Here is a 23,738-nt window from a genome sequence, read left to right as displayed (position 1 = left end):
TGAAATTGAATAAAACTTCCATCTGTTAAAGTGGTATAAATTTAATGTTTTCTCTAGTAAAATAACTACAAGGTTTGTTAGATTAATTGCGTGATAAACAATGTCATTAGCCATAAACAAAAAGCGAGTGAATATTTTAATTATATCAACAATCTTTTTGTTTTTTTCTTCTATTTGGCATGTTCCACTCATTATTTCCAAACCTTGTACTGTTCATCATTCACCTAGCTTACAATCTTTAAGGGTGAACGCAAATCATCACTCTCCAGTAATTGATTTGTCGACTTCTAAATCAACAAAACCTTTTATTAGTGAATCAGTTAATCATTGTTTTGCTTGTGGCATGGCTATTGCTAATTATAGCGTTAATATTGATTATCCGATTTACCGTGAACAATATCTACCAACAAATTTTATTCCTGAATATAAAGAATTTATTCCTGAGTTAAAACCACCAAAAATTAGCTAATTTACGCTCTGTTAAATATTAGTAATAAATACTGGAAATCAATAACACATTAGCTTGCTAAACGACTAGACGAGTTTGGAAAGCAAACTGCTGGTTATTATTTAACTAAATAAATGATTATAGGAATACTATGAAACGCCGAAATTTTATAATGAATATTACTGCTGCCGTTGGTGGTTTAATTGCAACAAAAGCCATTGCCAAATTAGATCATTCATCAATGTCTGACATGGTTTGTGATGTTAAATCTGATAATTGTGATAAGGGGGACAACATGCACGATCATATGAATATGAATATGAATATGAACAACAAACAACCACAAAAACTATTATCTACTTCAGCATTACCAAAAGGTCATGATTTACCCAAATTCCAACTGTTAAAAAATAGTAGTCATCAATCAGGTATATTTGAAGCTACTATTGAAGCCAAACCAGTAAAAATTGCATTAACGCCTGATATCACTACCGAATTTTGGGCTTACAATAATTCAATACCTGGGCCGCTTATTGAAGTTTATGAAGGTGATAAAGTCAAATTGACAGTAAAAAATAGACTGTCACAATCAACAACGGTGCACTGGCATGGTTTACTTGTGCCATCAAATCAAGATGGCAATCCACAAGATGAAATACCGGCTGGCAGTGAACGTATTTACGAATTTACCATCCCTGAAGGGAGTGCTGGTACCTATTGGTATCATCCTCATGGTCACAACACCGTTGCCGAACAAATAGCGAGAGGATTAGCGGGGGTATTTATTGTTCGTAGCAAAAAAGACCCTTTAGAATCTTTACCAGAACTAAATTGGTTTTTCTCAGATCTAAAACTGACAGACAAAGGAGAAATTGCCGATAACTCAATGACTGATTGGATGAATGGTCGAGAAGGACAATTTGTATTAATTAATGGTGGTTATCGTCCAAAAATGAAAGTTAATACTGCAACACGTGTTCGAGTTTGGAATGCCTGTTCTGGACGTTATCTTAACCTTTCAATTCCAGGTTGTGATGTCTTTTTAGTGGGTAGTGATGGTGGATTGATGCCTGAACCAATTTCCCTTGAAAAGCCACTATTATTATCACCTGCCGAACGCGCAGAATTGGTAATTTTACCCAAACAAACCGGTACGGTTTACTTACAATCAATTGGTTATGATCGCGGTAAGATGGGAAATGTACCACCAGAACAAGATATAATACTTGCTGAATTAGAGCTACAACAAGCGAATTCAATTGTTTTACCTTCGCCATTACGAACTCTACCTAAAATTGGTGAAGCAAAAGCGCATAAAACACTTGAATATACAGAGGTCATGGACAAGAGCGAACCAAGAGGTGGCATGCTGTTTTTAATTAATGGCAAACGCCATGATATGAAACGAATTGATCTAGAAAGCAAAATCCACGATGTTGAAGAGTGGACAATATTTAATAATTCACATATGGATCATAATTTCCATATTCATGGTACTCAATTCACGATTGTATCGCATGAATTTGATGGTAAAAAATATCCACCAGAATATGTGGCATTAAAAGATACCATCAATTTACGTCCTCACGAAAAAATCACCATAAAAATTCAACAAAATATGCCAGGATTGCGCATGTACCATTGCCATATTGTTGAACATGAAACACTCGGTATGATGGGACAATTAATGGTTAAGGATTAGATAACTATATACCCACTATAAAAAATGGTGGGTATTTTTAATTACTATTATCATAAAAATTCGAATATTCAGACAGTTTATTAATCAATAATAATAGTTTTTCATTTTGGCAAAAAATGCTAAGATACTGCGGTTATGACTACGATTAATTACTGGCAACATATAAGTAAACGCCTTATTATTAAAACTGCATTATCGCACTTATTATTAGGTGTAATTGCTACTGGGTTCGGTTTTTACCAACAAAATGCGTTACCAGTTCAATCATTTACAAGTCAAGTTGGTATTATTGCGATTACTGAAATAGTTCAAGATCAGCAAATTCCAACTAAAAAAACCTCGCAAATCTTATCTTTGTCACCAAAGCAGCATTACGATAAGCAAATTATCGCGCGAAATTATGACGAAGTTAATCCAAATACTGTTATTCGATTATCTCCCTATAATGGAATAAGAGCCGGTCCAAACGCTACCGCCTAATAGATTTTACATAATCAAATTAATTAATTTATTTAATAAGGTTTAATCCTTATATCTCCCATTATAAAAAAACAATAAGAGAAAAGTTATGTTATTAAAATTATTAACTAAAGTATTCGGTAGCCGTAATGAACGCGTATTAAAATCTATGCGTAAGCGTGTTGAAACGATCAATGCACTTGAGCCAGCAATGGAAGCATTAAGCGATGAAGAACTTAAGGCAAAAACTAACGAATTTAAACAAAAAATTGCCGACGGTACAAAATTAGACGATATATTAGAAGAAGCTTTTGCCGTAGTCCGTGAAGCAAGTAAGCGTGTATTTGGTATGCGTCATTTTGATGTGCAATTAATTGGTGGTATGGTTCTAAATGAACGTTGCATAGCTGAAATGCGTACCGGTGAAGGTAAAACATTAACCGCAACGTTGCCTGCTTATTTAAATGCGTTAACCGGTAAAGGGGTACATGTTGTCACCGTTAATGATTATTTAGCGCAACGTGATGCTGAAAATAATCGTCCTTTATTTGAATTTTTAGGCTTAACAGTGGGCATTAACTTACCTAATATGCCACCGCATTTAAAACGTGATGCTTACAATGCTGATATCACTTATGGTACTAACAACGAATATGGGTTTGACTATTTGCGTGACAATATGGTCTTTAGTAAAGAGGCCAGAGTGCAACGCCCACTTCATTATGCTTTAGTGGATGAGGTCGATTCAATTTTAATTGATGAAGCAAGAACACCACTAATTATTTCTGGTCAAGCAGAAGACAGCTCAGATAGATATGTTAGTATCGATAAAATCATTCCACACTTAACCCGTCAGGAAAAAGAAGATTCGGATCAGTTCCAAGGCGATGGTGACTTTTCGATTGATGAAAAATCACGTCAAGTTAACTTAACCGAACGAGGTTTAATTAAGGTTGAAGAACTACTAATAAAACAAGGCATTATGAAAGGTGATGAATCCCTTTATGCACCTAGTAATATTGTACTAATGCACCATGTTAATGCTGCACTTCGTGCTCATCACTTATTCCATCGTGACGTTGATTATATTGTTAGAGACAATGAAATCGTTATTGTTGATGAACATACAGGCCGTACGATGGATGGTCGTCGTTGGTCTGACGGTTTACACCAAGCAGTGGAAGCTAAAGAACATGTTAAAATTCAAAATGAGAATCAAACATTAGCCTCTATTACTTTCCAAAACTATTTCCGTCTCTATGAAAAATTAGCCGGTATGACAGGTACTGCTGATACCGAAGCTTTCGAATTTAACCAAATTTATGGTTTGGATACCATTGTTATTCCAACCAACCGACCGATGGTAAGAAAAGATCAGCCTGATCTTGTCTATATGACTGAAAAAGAAAAAATTGATGCTATCGTGGCTGATGTACAAGCTTGTGTTAAACGAGGACAACCGGTATTAGTCGGTACTGCATCTATCGAAAAATCAGAGCTTGTCTCACATGCCTTTAAAAAAGCAGGTATCAAACATAATGTTCTTAACGCCAAATTCCATGCGCAAGAAGCCGAAATTATCGCTGATGCAGGTAGTAAAGGAGCCGTGACAATCGCAACTAATATGGCTGGTCGTGGTACAGATATTATGCTTGGTGGTAACTGGCAAAGTGAAGTTGCAAAATTAGAAAATCCAACTGAAGCAGATATCGAAAAAGCGAAACAAGCATGGCAAGCTAAACATGAAGAAGTGATTGCACTTGGTGGATTATATATTCTTGGTACTGAACGTCATGAATCACGTCGAATTGATAATCAATTACGTGGTCGTGCTGGTCGTCAGGGGGATCCTGGTGCTTCTCGCTTTTATCTATCATTAGAAGATCCATTAATGCGTATTTTCGCATCAGATCGTGTCGGTAATATGATGCGTAAATTTGGTATGAAAGAAGGTGAAGCAATTGAACACCCATGGATTACTAAAGCTATCGCTAATGCTCAGAAAAAAGTTGAAAGTCGCAATTTTGATATTCGTAAACAATTACTCGAATATGATGATGTCGCCAATGATCAACGTAAAGCTATTTATAGCCAACGTAATGATTTATTAGATAACGTAGATATCAAAGAGACAATTGATTCAATACGTGGGGATGTATTTACAACGGTTATTGATCAATATATTCCACCACAATCGATTGAAGAAATGTGGGATGTTGCTGGATTAGAAGCCGCCTTAAAAAATGATTTTGATTTAGATTTACCTATCGCTAAATGGCTTGATGAAGAGCAAAATCTTCATGAAGAAAATTTACGTGAACGTATCTTACAACTTGCTCAAGATAAATATCTTGAAAAAGAAAATGCAGCTGGTGCTGATGCCTTTAGACAATTCGAAAAAAGCGTTATGTTACAAACGCTTGATACATTATGGAAAGAGCATTTAGCCGCTATGGATTATTTACGTCAAGGAATTCATTTACGAGGATATGCACAAAAAGATCCTAAACAAGAATACAAACGTGAATCATTCAATATGTTTGCCAATATGTTAGAATCATTAAAATATGATGTAATTGGTATTTTAAGCCGCGTGCAAATTCGTTCACAAGAAGAAGTTGACGAAGCTGAACGCCAACGTCAAGCTGAAATCGAAAGATTGATGGCAAAACAACAAGCTAACCACGAGTCAATGACGACTATTGATGGTGAAAATGATGGGCAATCATCAAATTCACCACAACCGATTGTCCGCACGCAAGCAAAAGTAGGACGTAATGATCCTTGTCCATGTGGATCTGGCAAAAAATATAAACATTGTCATGGAGCTGTTAATTAAGCCAAAAATTTAGTATGATTAAACAATATTGATGTTTAAATCAACGAATTTTGTTACTTAAAAATCAAAAGGGAAAGCATAGGCTTTCCCTAACTTTAATCGTAAACAGACAGGATCATGAAAAAACATACTGAAATTGCTGTAGGTATAATTCGTTCACAAGATTGTCAAATTTTTATCACCCAACGCGGTGAAGATTCTCATCTTGCTGGTTTTTGGGAGTTCCCTGGCGGAAAAATCGAAACTGGTGAAACACCTTATCAAACATTAGAACGTGAAATAGCCGAAGAAGTCGACATTCACATTCATCAGGCTCAATTTTTAAAAACCTTTGAACACAGTTATGAAGATCGCGATATCACCATTCATGCCTACTTAGTAGAAGAATGGGATGGCGTACCTTTTGCGAAAGAAGGACAACCAAGCCGTTGGATTGATCAAGAAGATCTGAATGCAGATGAATTTCCAGATGCTAATAGGCTAATTATTGAAATGCTTAAAAATTTAGATAAGCAAATTTAATTTATCACTAATATTAGTTAAGAATTTGGCTTATCAGCTATTCTTAACTAAAGCTTTTCTAAAAATTTTGTTGTGATATTATCTACTATCCCTCACCCATTCTGTTTAAAATTTAACCTCTCGCTTTATTGCCTCTAGATTAAAATCGCCAATATGCGTATTATTAACACGATTTTCTCTTAATTTTGACAATTATTAGAGATTATCGTGTTTATTTTAAGAAGGTATAGAAACAATGAAAGAATATAAAGTAGTAATTTATCAAGAAGGCGCTTTGTCTTCAATGCTCTTAGGCGCAGCTAATTCAAATCCTGAAAAATTTGGTGCTTTTTTAAATGATAATGCACAACAAGGTTGGCGCGTTATAACAATGCAAAAAGATATGCGCCGTTTATTTTTATTCTGGCGACGAGAAGCTTACTTAGTTGTAATGGAACGAGATCGTAGCTAATTAAAATAGAATAAAATCTTTTCTATTTTAATAGTAGGAATCAATGTAAATTAACTATATTGGTTCCTATTAAAAAGGTGATTATCTCAATATTGTTTATTTTACTGATTTACGATGTAACCTCTGCTCAGCCAAGGCGAGAAAAACAATCCCAACAATAATAGACAATGCCCCTAGTAGGCGCGTAAGTGTAATTTGCTCATTAAATGCAACAACAGACACTAACATCACAGTAACAAGTTGCAAATGCGATGCAGCAAAAGCTGGGCCAACTGGCGCTTTTTTTAATAATACCATCCAAGTGATAAATGCTCCAGCATATCCAACCATAACTAAATATGCCCACCCATGACTAAAAATCCTTAACAACCAACTTATATTTGCTTCAAATGGCAAGGCCGAAATAGCCGTGAGTTTAAAAAAAGTTTGCCCAAAAGTATCAAAAAAGAGTAACAAGACAAAACCGATGATATAAAACTTTTTCATTAAGTTAATCCTACTAATATCACGCCGGTAGTTATAAAAAATATTCCTAGTAATCGAAAGGGGGTTAGATGTTCTTTAAATAAGATGCGCCCAGCAAGCATCACGGTTATCATATTAAAAGAGCCTAATAAGATCCCTTGTGATAATGGAACTTCACTTAAAAATGCTAACCAAAACACAAAACCAATGAAATAAGAACCGAATCCTAACCACAGCCATATGTTACCGAATAATTTCTGCCAATAACGGCCGTCTTTATCATTAGAGGTCACAGCGGCATATTTAAAAGCAATTTGCCCTACTGTGTCACAAATAATATTAACTAACCATAATAAAATAATTAAGGTTGACATGAATGACAAATTCCATGAATTTCAAGCACACTATGTTTTATTAAAAATTCACTTTGTGTTGCTAATAACTTCAGTTGACTTTCAATATTTTCAGAATGCTTTTCAATAATCTGATGACAATTATCACAAATAAATAAAATTGATATATGTTGCGGTTCATGAAAATGCGGACAAATAATATAACAGTTAGTTGACTCCACCTTATGAATAAAACCTTGCTCAAGTAAAAATTCCAGAGCACGATAAATTGTTGGTGGTTTAGCTTGTGGTTCACTGACTTTTAAAAGATCTAAAAGATCATATGCGCTCATTGCTCTATTGGCTTTAAGCATAATATTTAAAACGGTTTTACGCTGATTGGTCAGCTTAATACCACGTTTTTTGCATAAAGTTTCAACTTTTTCAATCAGCAAGTTATGCATTCAGTTCCCTTCAATCTATCTATTTATTTCTTTTTCAATGCCGCTTTCTTTCGTCGTATCTCTTTCGGATCATTGATTAAAGCTCGATATATTTCAATACGATCACCATCTTTTACTTGTTCATTAAGCTCACAACGTTTGCCATAAATACCAACAAAATGACCATCTAATTGAATATTGCATAATGATAAGATATTGGATTTTGCAATTGCTTGCAAGACATTCGTTTGTTCATCAACCGCACAATCAATAATAGTCGGCTGATTAGGTAGCGCATATACAACTTGAATATTTATCATCTTAATATATCTGCCTTGCTCTTTGCGAAAATGCTCTAACCATATTGGTCATCACTTCTTTAAAAATAGGAGAAAAAACAGCGCCCATTAATTTATTATTAAATTCAAAATCTAAACTAAAACTAATTTTACTGTTTTGGTTATCCAGTTGAGTAAATTGCCATCGTCCTTTTAGATGTTTAAATGGACCATCTAACAATGCCATATCAATTGAATTAGGTTCATTAATCTTATTTATGGTAGTAAATGATTTTTTAAAGCCTAATTTCTCAACTTCAATAAAAGCAGTTAAAATGTTATCTTGCTTGCTAATAATCCCAGTTGCGATACAATCAGGGACAAATTCGGGGTATCTCGCTATATCGTTAACCAATGCAAACATTTGCTCGGTTGAATAAGGCTCGATCACCTCATGAAAAACATGTGCCATAATAATAAAATTAAAAGTTAAAATTAGTGGCATATAGTATCATGTAACTCTATAATAACGCACATTATGACTAAGAAAAAATCACATAAGCCGGGTTCGGCGACTATTGCATTAAATAAACGTGCACGCCATGAGTACTTTATTGAAGAGGAAATTGAAGCAGGGTTATCACTTCAAGGTTGGGAAGTAAAATCTCTGCGAGCAGGTAAAGCGAATATTAGTGACAGTTATGTGTTACTAAAAAATGGTGAAGCATGGCTATTTGGTGCAACAATAACCCCATTAAACGTTGCGTCTACACATGTCGTATGCGAGCCTATGCGTACTCGAAAATTATTGCTTAATGAACGTGAATTGAACTCGTTATTTGGCCAAATTAACCGCCAAGGTTATACCGTTGTGGCATTATCATTGTATTGGAAAAATGCTTGGGCTAAAGTCAAAATTGGTGTCGCAAAAGGTAAAAAAGAGTACGACAAACGCACCGATATAAAAGAAAGACAGTGGCAAGTTGACAAAGCTCGCATAATGAAAAATGCTAACCGCTAATCTTACTTACAACAGTAGCAAATCTTAAACTAACGATGGCGTATAATTTTTGGCTGAATAAAAAATGCCTGATGTTTTAATTCTTTAAAACTTAATAAATCATCAATGACATTCACACAAGTCAGCGCCATCTTCTCAAAATCCTGCTCAATTGCATCTATCGGATAGTAACAATAATCAAGATAACTATTGTAATCATAAGAACATAAATAGATCTGCTTTGGATCAATTTTAGCTTCGACCAAATAACTCAGTACCTCTTGCAGTAAGTTACCTGATGGCGTAAAAATAGCTTTTGGTACCCTACCCAATTTTTGATGAACACTTTTCAACAATTGGTAACCTTTATTTGGACAATAATCATCACTCACCAGCCAATCACTATCAACTTTTAATCCAACACTTTCTAAACCTTGCTTAAATCCCTTAAGTCTAGCTTGAATTGACGTTAACTGAATATCACAGCCAATAAAATAAAATTCATCTAACTTTTCGGCATAAGGTTTGATTAAATCAGCGACAGATTGCAATGCTTCACTAGTAATAAAAGGTAATGTCGTATCTTTTAGATAACGGTCAAAAAGCAATACGGGCGTATTTTGATTAATATCGACATAAAATTGGTCACTATCTAATGACGTTACCACAATCATTGCGTCAACTTTACGTTCAACTAAATTTTGCGCAACTTTAAGCTCAACTTCTTTATTATAATGACTACAGGTAATTAATAGTTGAATATTCTTTTGCCGAAAGCAATCTTCTAAATGATGTAAAAACATTGAAAAAAATGAATTTGACATATCCGGAACAATAACACCAATAGTATTGGTACTGTTAGCTTTAACTAAATATTGATGAATATGCGATTGATCCCGGTATTTTTCCGCAATAGATAAAACTCTTTGTCGAGTTTGCGGAGAAATGCGATATTTTTTATCTCGTTTATTAAATATATGACTGACGGTCGTTGCCGACACGCCAGCCAAACGAGCAATATCATTAATTTTCAGTTTATTACTCGCCATATACTAATCACCTTAATATTAACGTGGGGTGCGTTGTTGTTTATTTGGGAATACTGGGTTGTTATTCACCGATGGACTTTGATACCAATAAGCAACACTGGCGATATCATCACAACGTTCATACAATCTTATATCATCATTACCTATTTGTTGAAACGCCAGTTTGATATTTTTGTGAAATGCAATTGGATCTGGAAGATGCCAACGGTATAAACCATGCATTGGTAAACCATCGTCACCAAAGCCATGTACAGGATTGGAATCACCTGTTTGGAAAAAGTCACGCGTCGCATCACGGTTTGTTTGATAAGGGTAACCCATAAACATCGTTTGGAAACATTTTGCTTTTGGACGTCCTTGGCTATCTCGATTATGAAATGCCCATGCACCACCAAAGTAGTCTTCTGAACCGGTTGAATGTTGGGTTGGATATTCACTGTCATTATCAAGATAGAATTTAAATTCACCTTCACCCCACCAATAACGCTCTAATGCTGTCAGTGCTAAGTAGGTACCGACATAATAACCGTAACCTTGAACATTATCTAATATAACATAATCTTGTGCATAATTAGTTACACGTTGACGACGCCATTGTGCATGGAAATAAAGTGGATTTTCAAACGGTTTTGGCATTAACGCATAGTTAATGGTAAAGAAGAAATGCTGTAAATCAGCTTCATGTTCATTATGAATTTCAATTCGCGCTTTTTTATTAAATGGCATTCTAAAGTAACTATTAAAACCACCGGTTGGATTAACCACGATTGGCATTGAATTTATATCACATCTAGCACCAAAACCATTACAGAAAAAGTCACCAATTGGACTTTCTACTGAAGGAACTGTTTCGTCATCCCAATAGATACGAATAACCACATCACGTAATACAAAACTACCTCGATGCGTTCTATCGGTTAAAGTAAACCACATATGACGAATCTCAGCAGGACCAGTAATTTCAGCAATAGTTACTCTTTCACCCGCTGCAATTGAAATACAGCCTTGTCCTTTTCGACCTGGCCCTAAAGCACTAGCTTTCATACACGATTTACCTTTTTCGCCAGTCATATTTTCTGGAGAAATTGTTCTGGTTTGTTCAAAGTTAAACTGTGTTACTGAATTAAATATATTCATTTTGTATCCTCAATATTTTTTATCAAATACTATTTATTAAATTACTAAAACCTGTTTTATGATTTAATGTTGTCTTCAAGCTTAGGACTATCTGACTTTTTATCACGGCTTAAGAAGAACACTGCAAAAATCATAAAGGCTAAAACCACCAAACCTAAGTTATTAAAGGTGGTTGCTGAACCATGAGTATCATAGAAATTACCAACGAAGGTAGAGAACAAAATCACGCCGACAGAACCAGCAACTTGATAACCTATTAAAAATACGGTAGCAGAGAGACGAGCGTTAAAATTATTATCAATATATTTAAACACTGACACTAAAATGGTTGAGATTTCTAAGCAGTGCATCAATTTTATTACTGAAATAATAGCAATACTTTCGACATGCCCAGTTAAGAAGATTCGCGTAGCGGAAATAAAAGCAGCAAAGATTAACGCATTTTTTGCCCCTACTTTGTTAACCACAAATGGCACACAAAACATAACCGCAGCTTCTAAAAAGACCTGAAATGAATTTAAAATACCGTATAAGCGATAACCATCATTCACATCTTCAAATTGCTGAGTAAAATAGACTGGGAATAACTGTTGATCGTAAATGTTGTACAAGCTATAAGTTCCGAGAACATAAACAACAAATATCCAAAACTTTTTCAATGCAAATACTGAAACAATTTCGTTAAAACTTAACTTTTCTTTCTTTTGAAATACTAGCGAAGATGATTTGCTTAAATCAGGTTTGAAATTAAGATTGAGTATCATAAAACAGATACCTACAACTGAGGCGGCCCAAAAATTAAGATGAGGATTAATACTAATTAAAATACCAGCGACAAACGTACCAGCTGCATAAGCAATACATCCCCATGTACGACATTGACCAAATTCAAAATCAAATGCTCGGCTTATTTTTTCACAGTATGAGTCGATTAACCCCATACCAGCAATCCAACCAAAGCCAAGAAAGAAACTACCAAAAATAACACCAGCATAAAAATTATGTCGCAATAGTGGTTCATAAACATAAATTAGCGCAGGTGCAGCACAAGTTATAATGATACTTTGAAACCAAATAAGGTGTTTCTTAAGCACAAGTTTGTCTTGATAAACACCATAAATGATCATGATGATCAATGAAATAAAATAGTTAAATGAATAGATGATACCGGTTTGCTTTGCAGTTAAACCAATCTCTTTACTAAGCCATATTGCATAAAAAGAAAAAACAAAACTACCAGCTGCGTAATACATAATGCTATAAAACGAAGCAAACCAATAAGTTGGTTTTTTATAAAATGCACTTGTCATAATTTATCCTATAAAGAGTTAAGCACTAATTTGAGTATGAATAGCTAAAAATTTAGCTTTAACGGCTTTATTGGATAAATGTGATCAACTTCAAAGTAATTTTATTTTTAGTAAACGGTTTAATTGGCAATAAGTAGAAATAACATTAATAAACAGTATGTTATTTAAATTACTGAGAGGTGAATAAAAATTACAATTTAATTAAAAGAGTCAAACATCTCGATTTAAGACTTAAAAAAATAGCTAAAAATGCAATTAGCCAATAAATAAAAAAATAACCGCTAATAATAAACTAGCGGTTATTTCAAATATCATGGTTAAGCATTTAAGCTAATTAATTTACCATCTTGCTTAACAAAAGATTGATTAACATGAACATCTTGACTATTTTTAATACATAGTGGCTCACTGACTACATTATCAATAATAACGTTATTAAACAAAACACTTTGAGCATTCTCAATAAAGAATCCTTTACCTGCTTCTGGTTTTACATCTTTAAACATATCGACTTCACCAGCTTGTGCATTTAATTGCATTGAAACCCGAATATTATCAAAAGAGATATTAGAAATTGGCGATTCAGGGATGCCATATAAAAAACCGGCGTAGGCACGAACATTTTTAGCAATAATGTTTGAGAAACTAATATTGTGACATGCCGGCGTTGATACATCGACAGGTAGAGCTTGTTTATTCCAGACAATTGGGTCATTCCCTTTAGGGCCACAATAATAGTAATAGTTCATCACAAACGCAGAGAGAACTTCGTCCATGACGATATTACTAAATGTGATGTCAGAAATAGTTCCACCTCGACCTCGTCGAGTTTTAAACCTTACTCCACGATCTGTTTTTTGGAATACACAATTGGTAATCGTAACATTACGAATACAACCACTCATTTCACTGCCAAGAACCACCGCACCATGACCATGAATCATATTACAATTAGTAATTAAAATATTTTCACATGGACTTTTTTCTGCTGTTTCTTCGGTACCAGCCTTTATCGCAATACAATCATCGCCAACATCAATATAACAATTAGAAATTCTCACATTACGACAAGATTCAGGATTAATTCCATCGGTATTAGGTGAATCAGCAGGGTTAAGAATCGAAATATTATCGACAACAACATTATTCGATTCCATTGGATGAACGGTCCAACTAGGTGATTGAGTCAGAAATACTTTCTCAATAGTCACTCGTTCACAAAAATCAAAACCAATTAAATAAGGTCGTGGATATTTGAGATTGCTTCGTTCATGACGGAATGTATGCCACCATTTTTGTCCATTACCATCGATCTTACCATTTCCGGTGATAACCACATTTTTGATATTGTGTCCGTAAATACAAGGCATATACACATCTTGCTTAACCCCTTCCCAACGAGAATTAACCACCGGATAATCTTTTTCATCATCAGAAAATAATAAAGTTGCCCCTTGTTCAACAACTAAGGTTAAGTTGCTACAAAGTCTGATTGCACCAGTAAAATAGATACCAACTGGAATAACTAATGTTCCACCGCCTAATTGGTCAATATGTTGAATTGCTTTTTCAAACGCTAAGGTATTTATTGATTTTCCATCACCAATAGCACCAAAATCTGTTATAGAGAGAATCGTCATAAGTTTGTCCTAGATATTTTGGCAAATATACCCCATTTAATGTGGCTTAAATATTTGCTTTGTTACTTTAAACTTTAGGATCAGCACAGCTGATCCTGATTAAGAATTTATTCCGTTTTAGTCGTTTTTTGTTTGAAACCAATATTATTATTACCAAAACATTTTTCATAATTGATGCCAGATAATTCCTCAACCACTTTGCGAGTTTCAGGACTAACATCTTCCATTTTGCCTCCTTGTCGGATACGGGCAACTTCATTAATAATGATAGAATGAGTAGCATGATCAAGTTTCATTCGCCATGCAAAGAATGCACCAATTAAAGCCATGCCAATAACACCATACAAAATAATGCCATTAATTGCATCAATCGCACTTTGTGGCTGAATATGAGATTTCGATTCAAACCCATATGCACTTAATATCATGCCAAGAACAAACACAATTGAAGCTCTAACTAATTTACCCGCCATGGTCATCGCTCCAGCATAAACCCCTTCTCGACGTCTATTGGTTACAACCTCATCTACATCCGCCAAAAATACATATACACTCCAAGGAATATAGTAAACACCGCCGGTTCCTAAACCAAACCAAATGGTAATACCCACTACAAGCCAAGTAATATGTGGTAGATTAAAGTAATAGATACCGACATAACCTATCATTGATGAGACAACAATTAATAGAGCGATAATAAAAGGTTTTTTAAAGCCTTTTTTGGCACAATACATCATAAAAAAGGCAGTGGAAACTAACTGGCAAATACTACTTAATGAATTCATTGAAGCAACAAATGAACGTGGTTCACCGAGACTAAAAACAATGAAATAGGTAAATACCGCTGTAAATAACCATTCAGCACCAAAACCAAATAGATACATGCCTAAATGCGTTCTAAATGTTTTAATACGGAAGGTGGATAGAATATCAATAAACAGCTTTTTGATAGCCTCAAAAAAGCTATGAACTGACTCATCTTTTACTTCATCTTTAGGTTTTTCCCAGCTATTACAATACAACAAAATTAACGCTAACATCATAATAGTTGCATAGGTGATTCCGGTTAATAAAAATGGGGTTGCCGATTCTTTACTATAAAAATAAAAAAATACACCGGGAATTGCCGCCCCCAAGAAGTTCGCTACTTTACCAAACATCGCTTTCGAACCAGTTAAATAAGTACGCTCCGAAAAGTTAGCGGTCATTTCAACCGGTAATGTATTAAATGGAATCATAATACTGGTATAAATAATCTCAAATAAAATATACGTTATGAGGTAATACCAAAATCCCATACCATCGATCCATAGCATAGGATAAATAACCATTAGAGGAATGCCTATCAAAATAAAGAATCGACGTCGTCCAAATCGTTGACCTATTTTAGTTTGATAAAAATTATCAGTAATAAAGCCCATCAATGGATTGAGAATGACATCAAGATAAGTGGCAATTGAAAAAATTAGTGCAGCTTGTACCACACTTAATCCACAAAAAGTGGTATAAAAATAGAGTAACCAAGCACCGCTAATCGCTAATGCTCCACTACCTATTAAATTACCACTACCATATGAGAATCTTACTAACCATGTAATTTTATTCTCTTTTTTTTCGTTCATAAAAGATACCTATATTATTTTAAAAAAAAGGGGCCCCGCATTAAGTCCCGAAGGACTTAATGTCATAGGTATTAACTATTGAATTTATGCCTAGAGAGTTACGCCGCTTTTTAAGATGGCTAAATTCCTGAAATTATTGATTTCGTTTCGAGTTTTTTCGCCACTAGCGATCAGAGCAATATGCTCAATAAACTCTAGCAACAAAGATTGCATGGACACGCCTTGTATAAGCTTACCGGCATTAAAATCAATCCAATTGGTTTTCTTGTCGGCCAATTGGGTATTAGTTGCAATTTTCACTGTTGGCACAATTCCACCATAAGGCGTACCTCTTCCCGTAGTGAAAAGAACCATATGACATCCAGCAGCCGATAAAGCCCCAGTAGCTACAGCGTCATTACCTGGTGCACTTAGTAAATTCAGGCCATGTTTAGTTAACATTTGACCATATTTAAGGACATCTATAACTTCACTGCCGCCCGCTTTTTGGGTACATCCCAGAGACTTTTCTTCTAAGGTTGTAATCCCACCAGCCTTGTTACCAGGCGAAGGATTTTCATAGATAGGTTGATTATTTGAAATAAAATACTGTTTAAAGTCATTTATCATATCGACGGTTTTATCGAAAGTAGATTCATCAACACAATGTGACATCAAGATATTTTCAGCACCAAACATTTCTGGCACTTCCGTTAGTACACTAGTACCACCATGAGCAACAATATAGTCAGAAAAAAGACCGAGCATTGGATTGGCTGTAATGCCAGAAAAACCATCTGAACCACCGCACTCCAAACCAAATTTCAATTCACTTAAGCGCCCTATTTGGCGTTTATCTTGTTTCATAATCGCATAAAGATCTCTTAAGTGAACCAATGCAGCTTCCACTTCATCGGTTTCTTGCTGAGCAATTAAAAATCTAACTCGAGATTGATCATACTCACCTAAATCTGCCTTAAACTCAGAAACTTGGTTATTTTCACAACCAAGCCCTATTACCAATACAGCGCCCGCATTAGGATGTTTAACTAAATTTTGTAATATAGTTTTAGTATTTTGATGATCTTGTCCTAATTGAGAGCAACCATAAGGATGTTCAAGTACTGTAATACCGTCGATATCTAATTGATTATTTAACTCATCACAAAATTGTTTAACAATTTGTTCGGCGATACCATTAATACAAGTGACAGTTGGAATAATCCAAAGTTCATTACGGATACCTACTTCACCATTGTTACGTCGATAGATCTGTACTTCTTTATCAGCTATCTCATGTAACAGATCGTTTTTAGATAAACGAGGTTGATATTGATAATCATTAATATCACTTAAATTGGTTTTCAAATTATGTGAATGAATATGCTCACCAGCCTTAATAAAGCGAGTAGCGTGACCAATTGGTAAGCCATATTTAATAATATTATCATTTTGCTCAATATCGTTAAGGGCAAATTTATGCCCTTGTTTAACTGGTTCTTTTAGGTCAATGACCAAACCATCTACGACAATATTTTCTTCATGTGCTTCTAAATCAGATAATGCTACCCCAACATTATCTTTATTATTAATTTTTATAAATTTAATCATTGAATCACTCATACTATTTGCTGCCAGCAATACATTTTTCAATTGCTTGACGCATACCATCGTCAATTATGATCGTTAAATACTGTGTTAATGTTTGTGCTAATTGTGGGATACTTAGTAGATCGTGCTGCCAATGGGCTATATCACCTAATACAACATGAACTAAATCTTCTAATGAACTTTTACCCTCAGCAATCGCTGTCCAACTACTATTAAAGCGTTGTAACCAAATTGCATCATCTTGTAATGGGTAACTTTGCTCATTACGCACTCCACGATAAAAAGCAATTAATGCCGCAAAAGAGAATACTAAATGTTTAGGTAATACCCCGTTCGCTTTTTGATAATTGATTAATTGAGGAAGAATACGGGTTTTAAACTTTGTCATACTATTTAAGGCAATCGACATTAGTTGATGTTCAATAAATGGATTTTTAAAACGGCTAATCACTGAGTCAGCAAAATCAACCAACTCTTGATGAGGTAGATCCAAAACAGGGATAATTTCATCGAAGATAGTCTCTTTTATATAAGATAAGATCTGTGCATCATTCATTGATTCACCAACAGTATCAATACCAGCTAAATAAGCAACTGGCACCAGAGCGGTATGTGCTCCATTTAAAATCGCTACTTTACGCTCTTTATATGGTTTAATATCATCAACAATTTTGATATTCATATCGCATTTATCAAGGCATAGCTTTTCTGCTAACCATTGTGGTCCTTGAATAACAAACAGATAAAAATATTCAGCTGAATCAATAAAGTTATCTTTATAATCTAATTCTGTTTCAAGTTCGGCAATTTGTGCTTTCGGGTAACCAGGAACAATTCTATCGACTAGAGTTGAACAAAATAAATTATCATTCTCCAGCCAATCAACAAATTTGTCAGACAAGTCCCATTGATTAGCATACTTAAGTACTAATTGTTTGAGTGCATCACCGTTATAATCAATTAATTCACAAGGAATAATAATTAAACCACTCTCTTTACTACCAGCAAAATGAACAAATCTTTCATATAAAAAAGCGGTTAATTTAGCTGGATAGCTAGTTGCAGGTTTATCGGTTAATTTGTCACTTTCAACATAACTAATTCCTGCTTCAGTCGTATTTGAAAAGATAAATTGAATATTTGGATCTTTTGCTAACTCAAGATACTCATCATATTGAGTATACACATTGATTTCATTATTCACTGAACGAATCAGTCTAAACTCTTTTACGGCTTCATTTTGTTCATTTAACCCACGAACTAATGTGGTATATAAACCATCTTGAATACTCAATGATGGTGGGAAATCGGTATTCAATGGACGCACCACAACCACACCGGCATCAAGATCGGTTTTCTCGTTAAGAATATCTAATTGCCAATCTAAAAATGCACGTAAAAAATTACCTTCGCCAAACTGAACAACACGCGTCGTATATTTTGCTCCCGGAAAATCATTTCTATTTAATGTTTTCATTACTTTAACTCTTATTTAATTACTCTAATTACAACGGCTTAATACTCTTAACTTAATTCAATACCAAAATAATTTTTAGCATTATCAAAACTAATATTTTTAACCATTTGTCCCAATAATTGGATATCACGAGGCGCTTCGCCATCTTCAACCCAACGTCCAATCATGCGACATAAAATACGTCTAAAATATTCATGGCGAGTATAAGATAAGAAGCTACGGCTATCAGTTAACATACCAACAAAACGACTTAATAAGCCAAGTTGGGCAAGCTGTGTCATTTGACGAATCATGCCGTCTTTTTGATCATTAAACCACCAACCTGAACCAAATTGCATTTTTCCTTGAATACCTGCACCTTGGAAGTTACCAATCATCGTGCCTAGAATTTCATTATCAGAAGGATTTAAACAGTATAAAATCGTTTTAGGTAGCGCATCTTGTTTAGCTTGTGCATCTAATAAACGAGATAGAGGCTGGGCAATCGGTGAATCATTAATAGAATCGAATCCAACATCAGGCCCCATTAAATTAAACATTCTGGAATTATTATTACGTAATGCGCCAATATGGTATTGTTGGACCCATTGACGTTTGTTGTATTCAACACCTAAAAAGATAAGTACCGCAGTTTTAAATTGAGCAACTTCTTTTGTGGTCAACACTTGACCAGATAATCGCTTACTGAAAATAGTATCTAATTCCTTTTCTGTTGCTTCTTCATAAACCACTGTATCTAATGCATGATCGGAAATCTTACAGCCATGAGCAGCAAAATGGTCCATACGTTTTGATAAAGCTTGACAAAGAGTCTGGAAATTAGAAATTTCAAGATCGGCAACCATAGCTAGTTTTTGCATATAATCAGCAAAAAATTCAGAATCAATATTGAATGCTTTATCTGGACGCCAGCTTGGTAAAACTTTAACGTCAAATGAACTGTCTTGAGCAATAGTTTTATGATGCGTTAAATCATCGATTGGATCATCTGTCGTTCCTACCATTTTAACTTTCATTTTTTTCATAATACTGCGAGCTGAAAATTCCGGAGTGGCTAACATCTCATTACAACTATTCCAAATTTTCTCGGCGGTTGATGGTGATAATAAAATATTATCAATTCCGAAAGGACGACGAAGTTCTAAATGAGTCCAATGATATAAAGGGTTACCAATCGTATGAGGTACAGTTTCAGCCCAAGCTTTGAATTTTTCAAAATCATTAACATCAGTACCAGTACAGAATTTTTCAGCAACACCATTGGTACGCATTGCCCGCCATTTATAATGATCCCCTTTTAGCCATATGTCATACAAATTTTTAAATTGATAATCGTTGGCAATTTGTTCTGGTGGTAAATGGCAGTGATAATCAAAAATTGGTTGTTCAGCAGCATAATCATGATAAAGTTGACGAGAAAATTCAGTATCAAGCAAAAAGTTTTCAGTTAAAAAACTCATTTTATTCTCCAAAAAGCAGTGATTAACTAGTAGGTTTAGATGTCAATATTTTGTCTTATATTAACATATAAGACAACTTAAAAAGTTGACATACATCACAGAATTAACTCATACCCATAATATATAAAGGGTTATTTTTTATTAAAAGTTAGCTGACAAGTATGTTTATTTGAAAAAATTGCAGCAATATTATTTAACTTAGAGCAATTAGATGTTATTTTAAAAGTCTGAGAAAACTTAAAGGATTTATGCCAACTTCACCATGACCCAAGAACAGAACGAATATCAACGACTTTATCAAGTCATCGCAACTGAACTTAAGAATCGAATTATTAATGGTATTTATCCAGTTGGCAGTAAACTACCTTCCGAAAGATTAATTTGTGAAGAGTTAAAAGTTAGCCGATCAGTAGTCAGAGAAGCCATTATCATGCTTGAAGTTGAAGGTTATGTTGATGCACGTAAAGGGTCTGGCATCCATGTAATTGCCAATAGTTTGCAAAATAATATTATTACCGCCTCACAAGGTTTAAATTTTTCGACTACAGGCCCTTTTGAGTTACTACAAGCTCGGCAACTTATTGAAAGTAATATCGCTGAATTTGCCGCCACTCAAATTACTAAAGATGATATTGTTAAACTTTTAGAAATTCAGCATAACGCCAAAAAAGAAGATCATTATCGAGATTCTGATTGGGATTTAAAATTCCATACTCAAATTGCAATGATTACCCGCAACACTGCTTTGATCACCATTGTTCAAGAAGCATGGCAACAACGGACATTAAATCCTTTATGGAAAAAACTTCATGAACATGTACAACAACAAGATATTGAAAGTTGGTGGGATGAACATGATAAAATTTTAGAAGCGCTAATTAATCGAGATCCCAAAGCAGCTAAATTAGCCATGTGGCAACATTTAGAAAATACAAAAAAAATGTTATTTGATGCAGCTAGCGAAGATTTCGAAACCAAACGCGATCACTACCTCTTTTCTGATAACCCAGTTATCAGTATTAATGAAATGGAGCATTGAGAGAGAGTAAATAGCCAATTTAACAGCAAAACTCAAAAATAGCTTAAAAGCAAATTAAAACACTTTGCATTAGTAGGCAAAGTGTATCAATTCGTGAATAGAAAAAAATTAGATATTGCTAAAATAATTAGCGTTGATCGTCAATTGTCACCCCAGCAGGTGGTGTAAACTTGAACTTATCCATCGCAACTTTGCCTAAAGTTTGACGAGATAAATCATAAAAGCTGCGCTGACCATCTTCTTCAATAATCGTAAAATTCGAAATCATGCCGGTTGGTAAAACCGAAATAACAAAATCTTGATTAGAGCCATCAGTCGGTTTTAAGGTAAAAGAATCTTGTTTACGTGTAACATTATAGGCATTCCAAATTGGATTATGGCTATCAGTAATTAGCAACATTAAACGATTATCTACCGCTTTTTTCAAACTCATTACACTCACTTGTTCAACGGCTGGAGTGTAGACCCACATATTAGTGCCATCAGAAATAATCGAAGTTTCATCAGGTTCAGTCATTGTCCAATTAAAATAATAGGGTCTTGTCACCCATAAATCACCTTTTCCTTGTTGAACTGGTTGCTTATCAGCTGTTTTGACATCTTGTGAAAATCGTGCATAAAATCCATCAATTTTAGCTAATCGTTCTTGTAACACCTCTTTATCGCCTGCCCATGCAGAAAGACTTGTAAGTAACCCAATTAACATTAAAAACTTCTTCATTACCAATCCTTATGTATTTTGTATAATAAAATATATTCAATAATCATTTATTTTAATAACTAATTTAGTTCAAAATATTACCGTTTTTCCGTTAGCTGTGGAAGATATTTTCTTTTCTTTTTCACTATTATTAATGAAGCGGTATATAATAACCATATTTTGTAATTACAGGTATATAGTACACCATGCCTAGTCTCTCTTTTGAATTTGGTTCAGATGAATTTAAACCTTTAGCTGCAAGGATGCGTCCACGCAATTTATCGGAATACATTGGTCAAAGCCAGCTACTGGGTAAAGATAAACCGCTACCCAAGGCTATTGAGGCGGGTCATCTGCACTCAATGATTCTGTGGGGACCGCCTGGTACAGGTAAAACCACCTTAGCAGAAATTATTGCCCATCATGCCAACGCTAAAGTTGAACGTATTTCAGCGGTTACTTCTGGTATAAAAGATATTCGAGAGGCAATAGAGAGGGCAAAAATAAACCAGCAATCTGGTGTTAGAACCATCTTATTTGTTGATGAAGTCCATCGTTTTAATAAAAGTCAACAAGATGCATTCCTACCTTATGTCGAAAATGGTACGGTAACCTTTATCGGCGCAACAACTGAAAACCCATCATTCGAATTAAATTCAGCACTTTTATCTCGTGCGAGAGTATATCTACTAAAATCACTGACCAATAATGATATTGAGCAAATTTTACAACAAGCTATGGATGATACTGATCGGGGTTATGGTAACTTAAATATCAAATTACCGGAACAAACTAAACAACAGATTGCCGAATTTGTTGGTGGTGATGCAAGGCGAGCACTAAATACACTTGAATTATTGGTCGATATGTCCGATGGCCAAGCCCTTACACCAGAATTACTAAAAGAAGTCATTGGCGAGCGTAGTGCAAGATTTGATAATCAAGGCGATCGTTTTTATGATCTGATATCCGCAGTACATAAATCAATTAGAGGCTCTGCACCTGATGCAGCGCTTTATTGGTATGCCAGAATCATTTCAGCTGGTGGTGATCCACTCTATGTTGCCCGTCGATTATTAGCAATAGCTTCAGAAGATGTTGGTAATGCCGATCCAAGAGCAATGCAAGTAGCACTAGCTGCTTGGGACTGTTTTACCCGAGTGGGGCCAGCTGAAGGCGAACGCGCTATCGCCCAAGCAATCGTTTATCTTGCTTGTGCACCCAAAAGTAATGCTGTTTATCTTGCATTTAACCAAGCAATGAAAGATGCCGCATCTCAGCCAGATTATGATGTACCAGAACATCTACGCAACGCACCAACCCAATTAATGAAGAATTTAGGTTATGGAGCTCAATATCGTTATGCCCATGATGAACCTAATGCCTTTGCTGCTGGTGAAAACTATTTTCCTCCAGAAATGGCGACAACTAAATACTATTATCCCAGCCAACGAGGAGCTGAAAAAAGTTACGCTGAAAAATTAGCGTGGTTAGAAGATCAAAATAAAGCGAGTAGCATTCAACGCTATAAATCGAAATAAAATTAACATATAATTTTAATATATTTTACCAAATAAAATTGCATTGATTATTCGTCAAAACCTAAATTAGCAATAATCAAAGCGTATTAATCCACATAAAGAACAAACAACAATTAAAGTAGAATTGATAGAAATAAAAAACAAAAAATATTATTTAACAAAGTGTTAATGCAAAAAAAATCAATATTAATTTTAGAAATTAACAATCATTTACAATAAATCATTCGCTATAAA

Annotated in this window: 23 protein-coding genes; 9 read left to right on the top strand and 14 right to left on the bottom strand. The window is 34.6% G+C overall.

The features are described from left to right. Window positions 1-100 precede the first annotated feature (100 nt). The 6 genes from RAM17_RS03770 (at window position 101) to RAM17_RS03745 (ending at window position 6,421) form a co-directional block, all read left to right on the top strand. Entirely contained in the window at window positions 101-469 is a 369-nt protein-coding gene (locus RAM17_RS03770; protein ID WP_110448466.1) for a hypothetical protein, read from the top strand. 130 nt (window positions 470-599) lie between these two features. Then, window positions 600-2,150, top strand: a complete 1,551-nt coding sequence (locus RAM17_RS03765; protein WP_110448467.1) for a multicopper oxidase family protein — start codon at window positions 600-602, stop codon at window positions 2,148-2,150. 135 nt (window positions 2,151-2,285) lie between these two features. Next, window positions 2,286-2,630, top strand: coding sequence for a hypothetical protein (locus RAM17_RS03760; RefSeq protein WP_110448468.1), 345 nt, complete (start codon window positions 2,286-2,288; stop codon window positions 2,628-2,630). A gap of 88 nt (window positions 2,631-2,718) precedes the next feature. Beyond that, on the top strand, window positions 2,719-5,448 hold the full coding sequence (gene secA, locus RAM17_RS03755) for a preprotein translocase subunit SecA (RefSeq protein WP_110448469.1): 2,730 nt from the start codon (window positions 2,719-2,721) through the stop codon (window positions 5,446-5,448). Between the two features lie 117 nt (window positions 5,449-5,565). Beyond that, entirely contained in the window at window positions 5,566-5,970 is a 405-nt protein-coding gene (gene mutT / locus RAM17_RS03750) for an 8-oxo-dGTP diphosphatase MutT (protein ID WP_065613906.1), read from the top strand. Window positions 5,971-6,205: 235 nt separating this feature from the next. Beyond that, window positions 6,206-6,421 carry a DUF4177 domain-containing protein gene (locus RAM17_RS03745; protein ID WP_110448470.1) on the top strand — a complete coding sequence of 72 codons (216 nt, stop codon included), beginning with the start codon at window positions 6,206-6,208 and terminating at the stop codon, window positions 6,419-6,421. A 96-nt stretch (window positions 6,422-6,517) separates the two neighbouring features. Here RAM17_RS03745 and RAM17_RS03740 read toward each other — a convergent pair whose 3' ends face one another. The 5 genes from RAM17_RS03740 to RAM17_RS03720 are packed head-to-tail and all read right to left on the bottom strand — an operon-like array spanning window position 6,518 to window position 8,444. After that, entirely contained in the window at window positions 6,518-6,907 is a 390-nt protein-coding gene (locus RAM17_RS03740) for a DMT family transporter (protein WP_110448471.1), read from the bottom strand. After that, on the bottom strand, window positions 6,907-7,260 hold the full coding sequence (locus tag RAM17_RS03735; protein ID WP_110448472.1) for an EamA family transporter: 354 nt from the start codon (window positions 7,258-7,260) through the stop codon (window positions 6,907-6,909). Before RAM17_RS03735 ends, RAM17_RS03740 begins: the two co-directional genes overlap by 1 nt. Then, window positions 7,248-7,682 carry a zinc uptake transcriptional repressor Zur gene (gene zur, locus RAM17_RS03730; protein ID WP_110448473.1) on the bottom strand — a complete coding sequence of 145 codons (435 nt, stop codon included), beginning with the start codon at window positions 7,680-7,682 and terminating at the stop codon, window positions 7,248-7,250. The genes RAM17_RS03735 and zur overlap by 13 nt, the downstream gene beginning before the upstream one ends. Window positions 7,683-7,705: 23 nt before the next feature. Continuing rightward, on the bottom strand, window positions 7,706-7,981 hold the full coding sequence (locus tag RAM17_RS03725; RefSeq protein WP_110448474.1) for an RnfH family protein: 276 nt from the start codon (window positions 7,979-7,981) through the stop codon (window positions 7,706-7,708). A gap of 1 nt (window position 7,982) precedes the next feature. After that, a complete protein-coding gene (locus RAM17_RS03720) occupies window positions 7,983-8,444 on the bottom strand; it encodes a type II toxin-antitoxin system RatA family toxin (RefSeq protein ID WP_198222187.1) in 462 nt (153 codons plus the stop codon). Between the two features lie 33 nt (window positions 8,445-8,477). Here RAM17_RS03720 and smpB point away from each other — a divergent pair, with 33 nt between their 5' ends. Then, window positions 8,478-8,960 carry an SsrA-binding protein SmpB gene (gene smpB, locus RAM17_RS03715; protein WP_065577589.1) on the top strand — a complete coding sequence of 161 codons (483 nt, stop codon included), beginning with the start codon at window positions 8,478-8,480 and terminating at the stop codon, window positions 8,958-8,960. 29 nt (window positions 8,961-8,989) lie between these two features. On the opposite strand, the gene RAM17_RS03710 is transcribed toward smpB, so the two are convergent. The 8 genes from RAM17_RS03710 to uxaC all read right to left on the bottom strand — a co-directional run bounded on the left by RAM17_RS03710 (window position 8,990) and on the right by uxaC (window position 20,224). Next, window positions 8,990-9,988, bottom strand: a complete 999-nt coding sequence (locus RAM17_RS03710) for a substrate-binding domain-containing protein (RefSeq protein ID WP_110448475.1) — start codon at window positions 9,986-9,988, stop codon at window positions 8,990-8,992. Between the two features lie 18 nt (window positions 9,989-10,006). Next, the gene (locus tag RAM17_RS03705; RefSeq protein ID WP_110448476.1) at window positions 10,007-11,125 is read right to left on the bottom strand and encodes a glycoside hydrolase family 172 protein; all 1,119 of its coding nucleotides are present in this window, start codon (window positions 11,123-11,125) and stop codon (window positions 10,007-10,009) included. Window positions 11,126-11,181: 56 nt separating this feature from the next. Next, window positions 11,182-12,435 carry an oligosaccharide MFS transporter gene (locus tag RAM17_RS03700; protein ID WP_198201334.1) on the bottom strand — a complete coding sequence of 418 codons (1,254 nt, stop codon included), beginning with the start codon at window positions 12,433-12,435 and terminating at the stop codon, window positions 11,182-11,184. 317 nt (window positions 12,436-12,752) lie between these two features. Then, entirely contained in the window at window positions 12,753-14,075 is a 1,323-nt protein-coding gene (locus RAM17_RS03695) for a glycoside hydrolase family 28 protein (protein WP_110448477.1), read from the bottom strand. 107 nt (window positions 14,076-14,182) lie between these two features. Next, entirely contained in the window at window positions 14,183-15,697 is a 1,515-nt protein-coding gene (locus RAM17_RS03690) for an MFS transporter (protein WP_110448478.1), read from the bottom strand. 90 nt (window positions 15,698-15,787) lie between these two features. Continuing rightward, the gene (locus RAM17_RS03685; RefSeq protein WP_110448535.1) at window positions 15,788-17,287 is read right to left on the bottom strand and encodes a UxaA family hydrolase; all 1,500 of its coding nucleotides are present in this window, start codon (window positions 17,285-17,287) and stop codon (window positions 15,788-15,790) included. A 13-nt stretch (window positions 17,288-17,300) separates the two neighbouring features. Further along, on the bottom strand, window positions 17,301-18,764 hold the full coding sequence (locus RAM17_RS03680; protein WP_110448479.1) for a tagaturonate reductase: 1,464 nt from the start codon (window positions 18,762-18,764) through the stop codon (window positions 17,301-17,303). A gap of 47 nt (window positions 18,765-18,811) precedes the next feature. Then, window positions 18,812-20,224: a glucuronate isomerase gene (gene uxaC, locus RAM17_RS03675; RefSeq protein WP_110448480.1), complete on the bottom strand. Its 1,413-nt coding sequence runs from the start codon at window positions 20,222-20,224 to the stop codon at window positions 18,812-18,814. Between the two features lie 262 nt (window positions 20,225-20,486). On the opposite strand from uxaC, the gene exuR reads away from it, so the two are divergent. After that, window positions 20,487-21,263: a transcriptional regulator ExuR gene (gene exuR / locus RAM17_RS03670; RefSeq protein ID WP_110448481.1), complete on the top strand. Its 777-nt coding sequence runs from the start codon at window positions 20,487-20,489 to the stop codon at window positions 21,261-21,263. 127 nt (window positions 21,264-21,390) lie between these two features. On the opposite strand, the gene lolA is transcribed toward exuR, so the two are convergent. Beyond that, entirely contained in the window at window positions 21,391-21,984 is a 594-nt protein-coding gene (gene lolA / locus RAM17_RS03665; protein WP_110448482.1) for an outer membrane lipoprotein chaperone LolA, read from the bottom strand. 185 nt (window positions 21,985-22,169) lie between these two features. Between lolA and RAM17_RS03660 the strand changes: the two genes are divergently transcribed. After that, on the top strand, window positions 22,170-23,504 hold the full coding sequence (locus RAM17_RS03660) for a replication-associated recombination protein A (RefSeq protein ID WP_110448483.1): 1,335 nt from the start codon (window positions 22,170-22,172) through the stop codon (window positions 23,502-23,504). Window positions 23,505-23,738 lie beyond the last annotated feature (234 nt).

The sequence above is a fragment of the Gilliamella apis genome (genome assembly GCF_030758615.1).
GTDB classification, from domain to species: Bacteria; Pseudomonadota; Gammaproteobacteria; order Enterobacterales; family Orbaceae; genus Gilliamella; species Gilliamella apis_A.
This window is presented reverse-complemented; position numbering and strand designations above follow the sequence as displayed.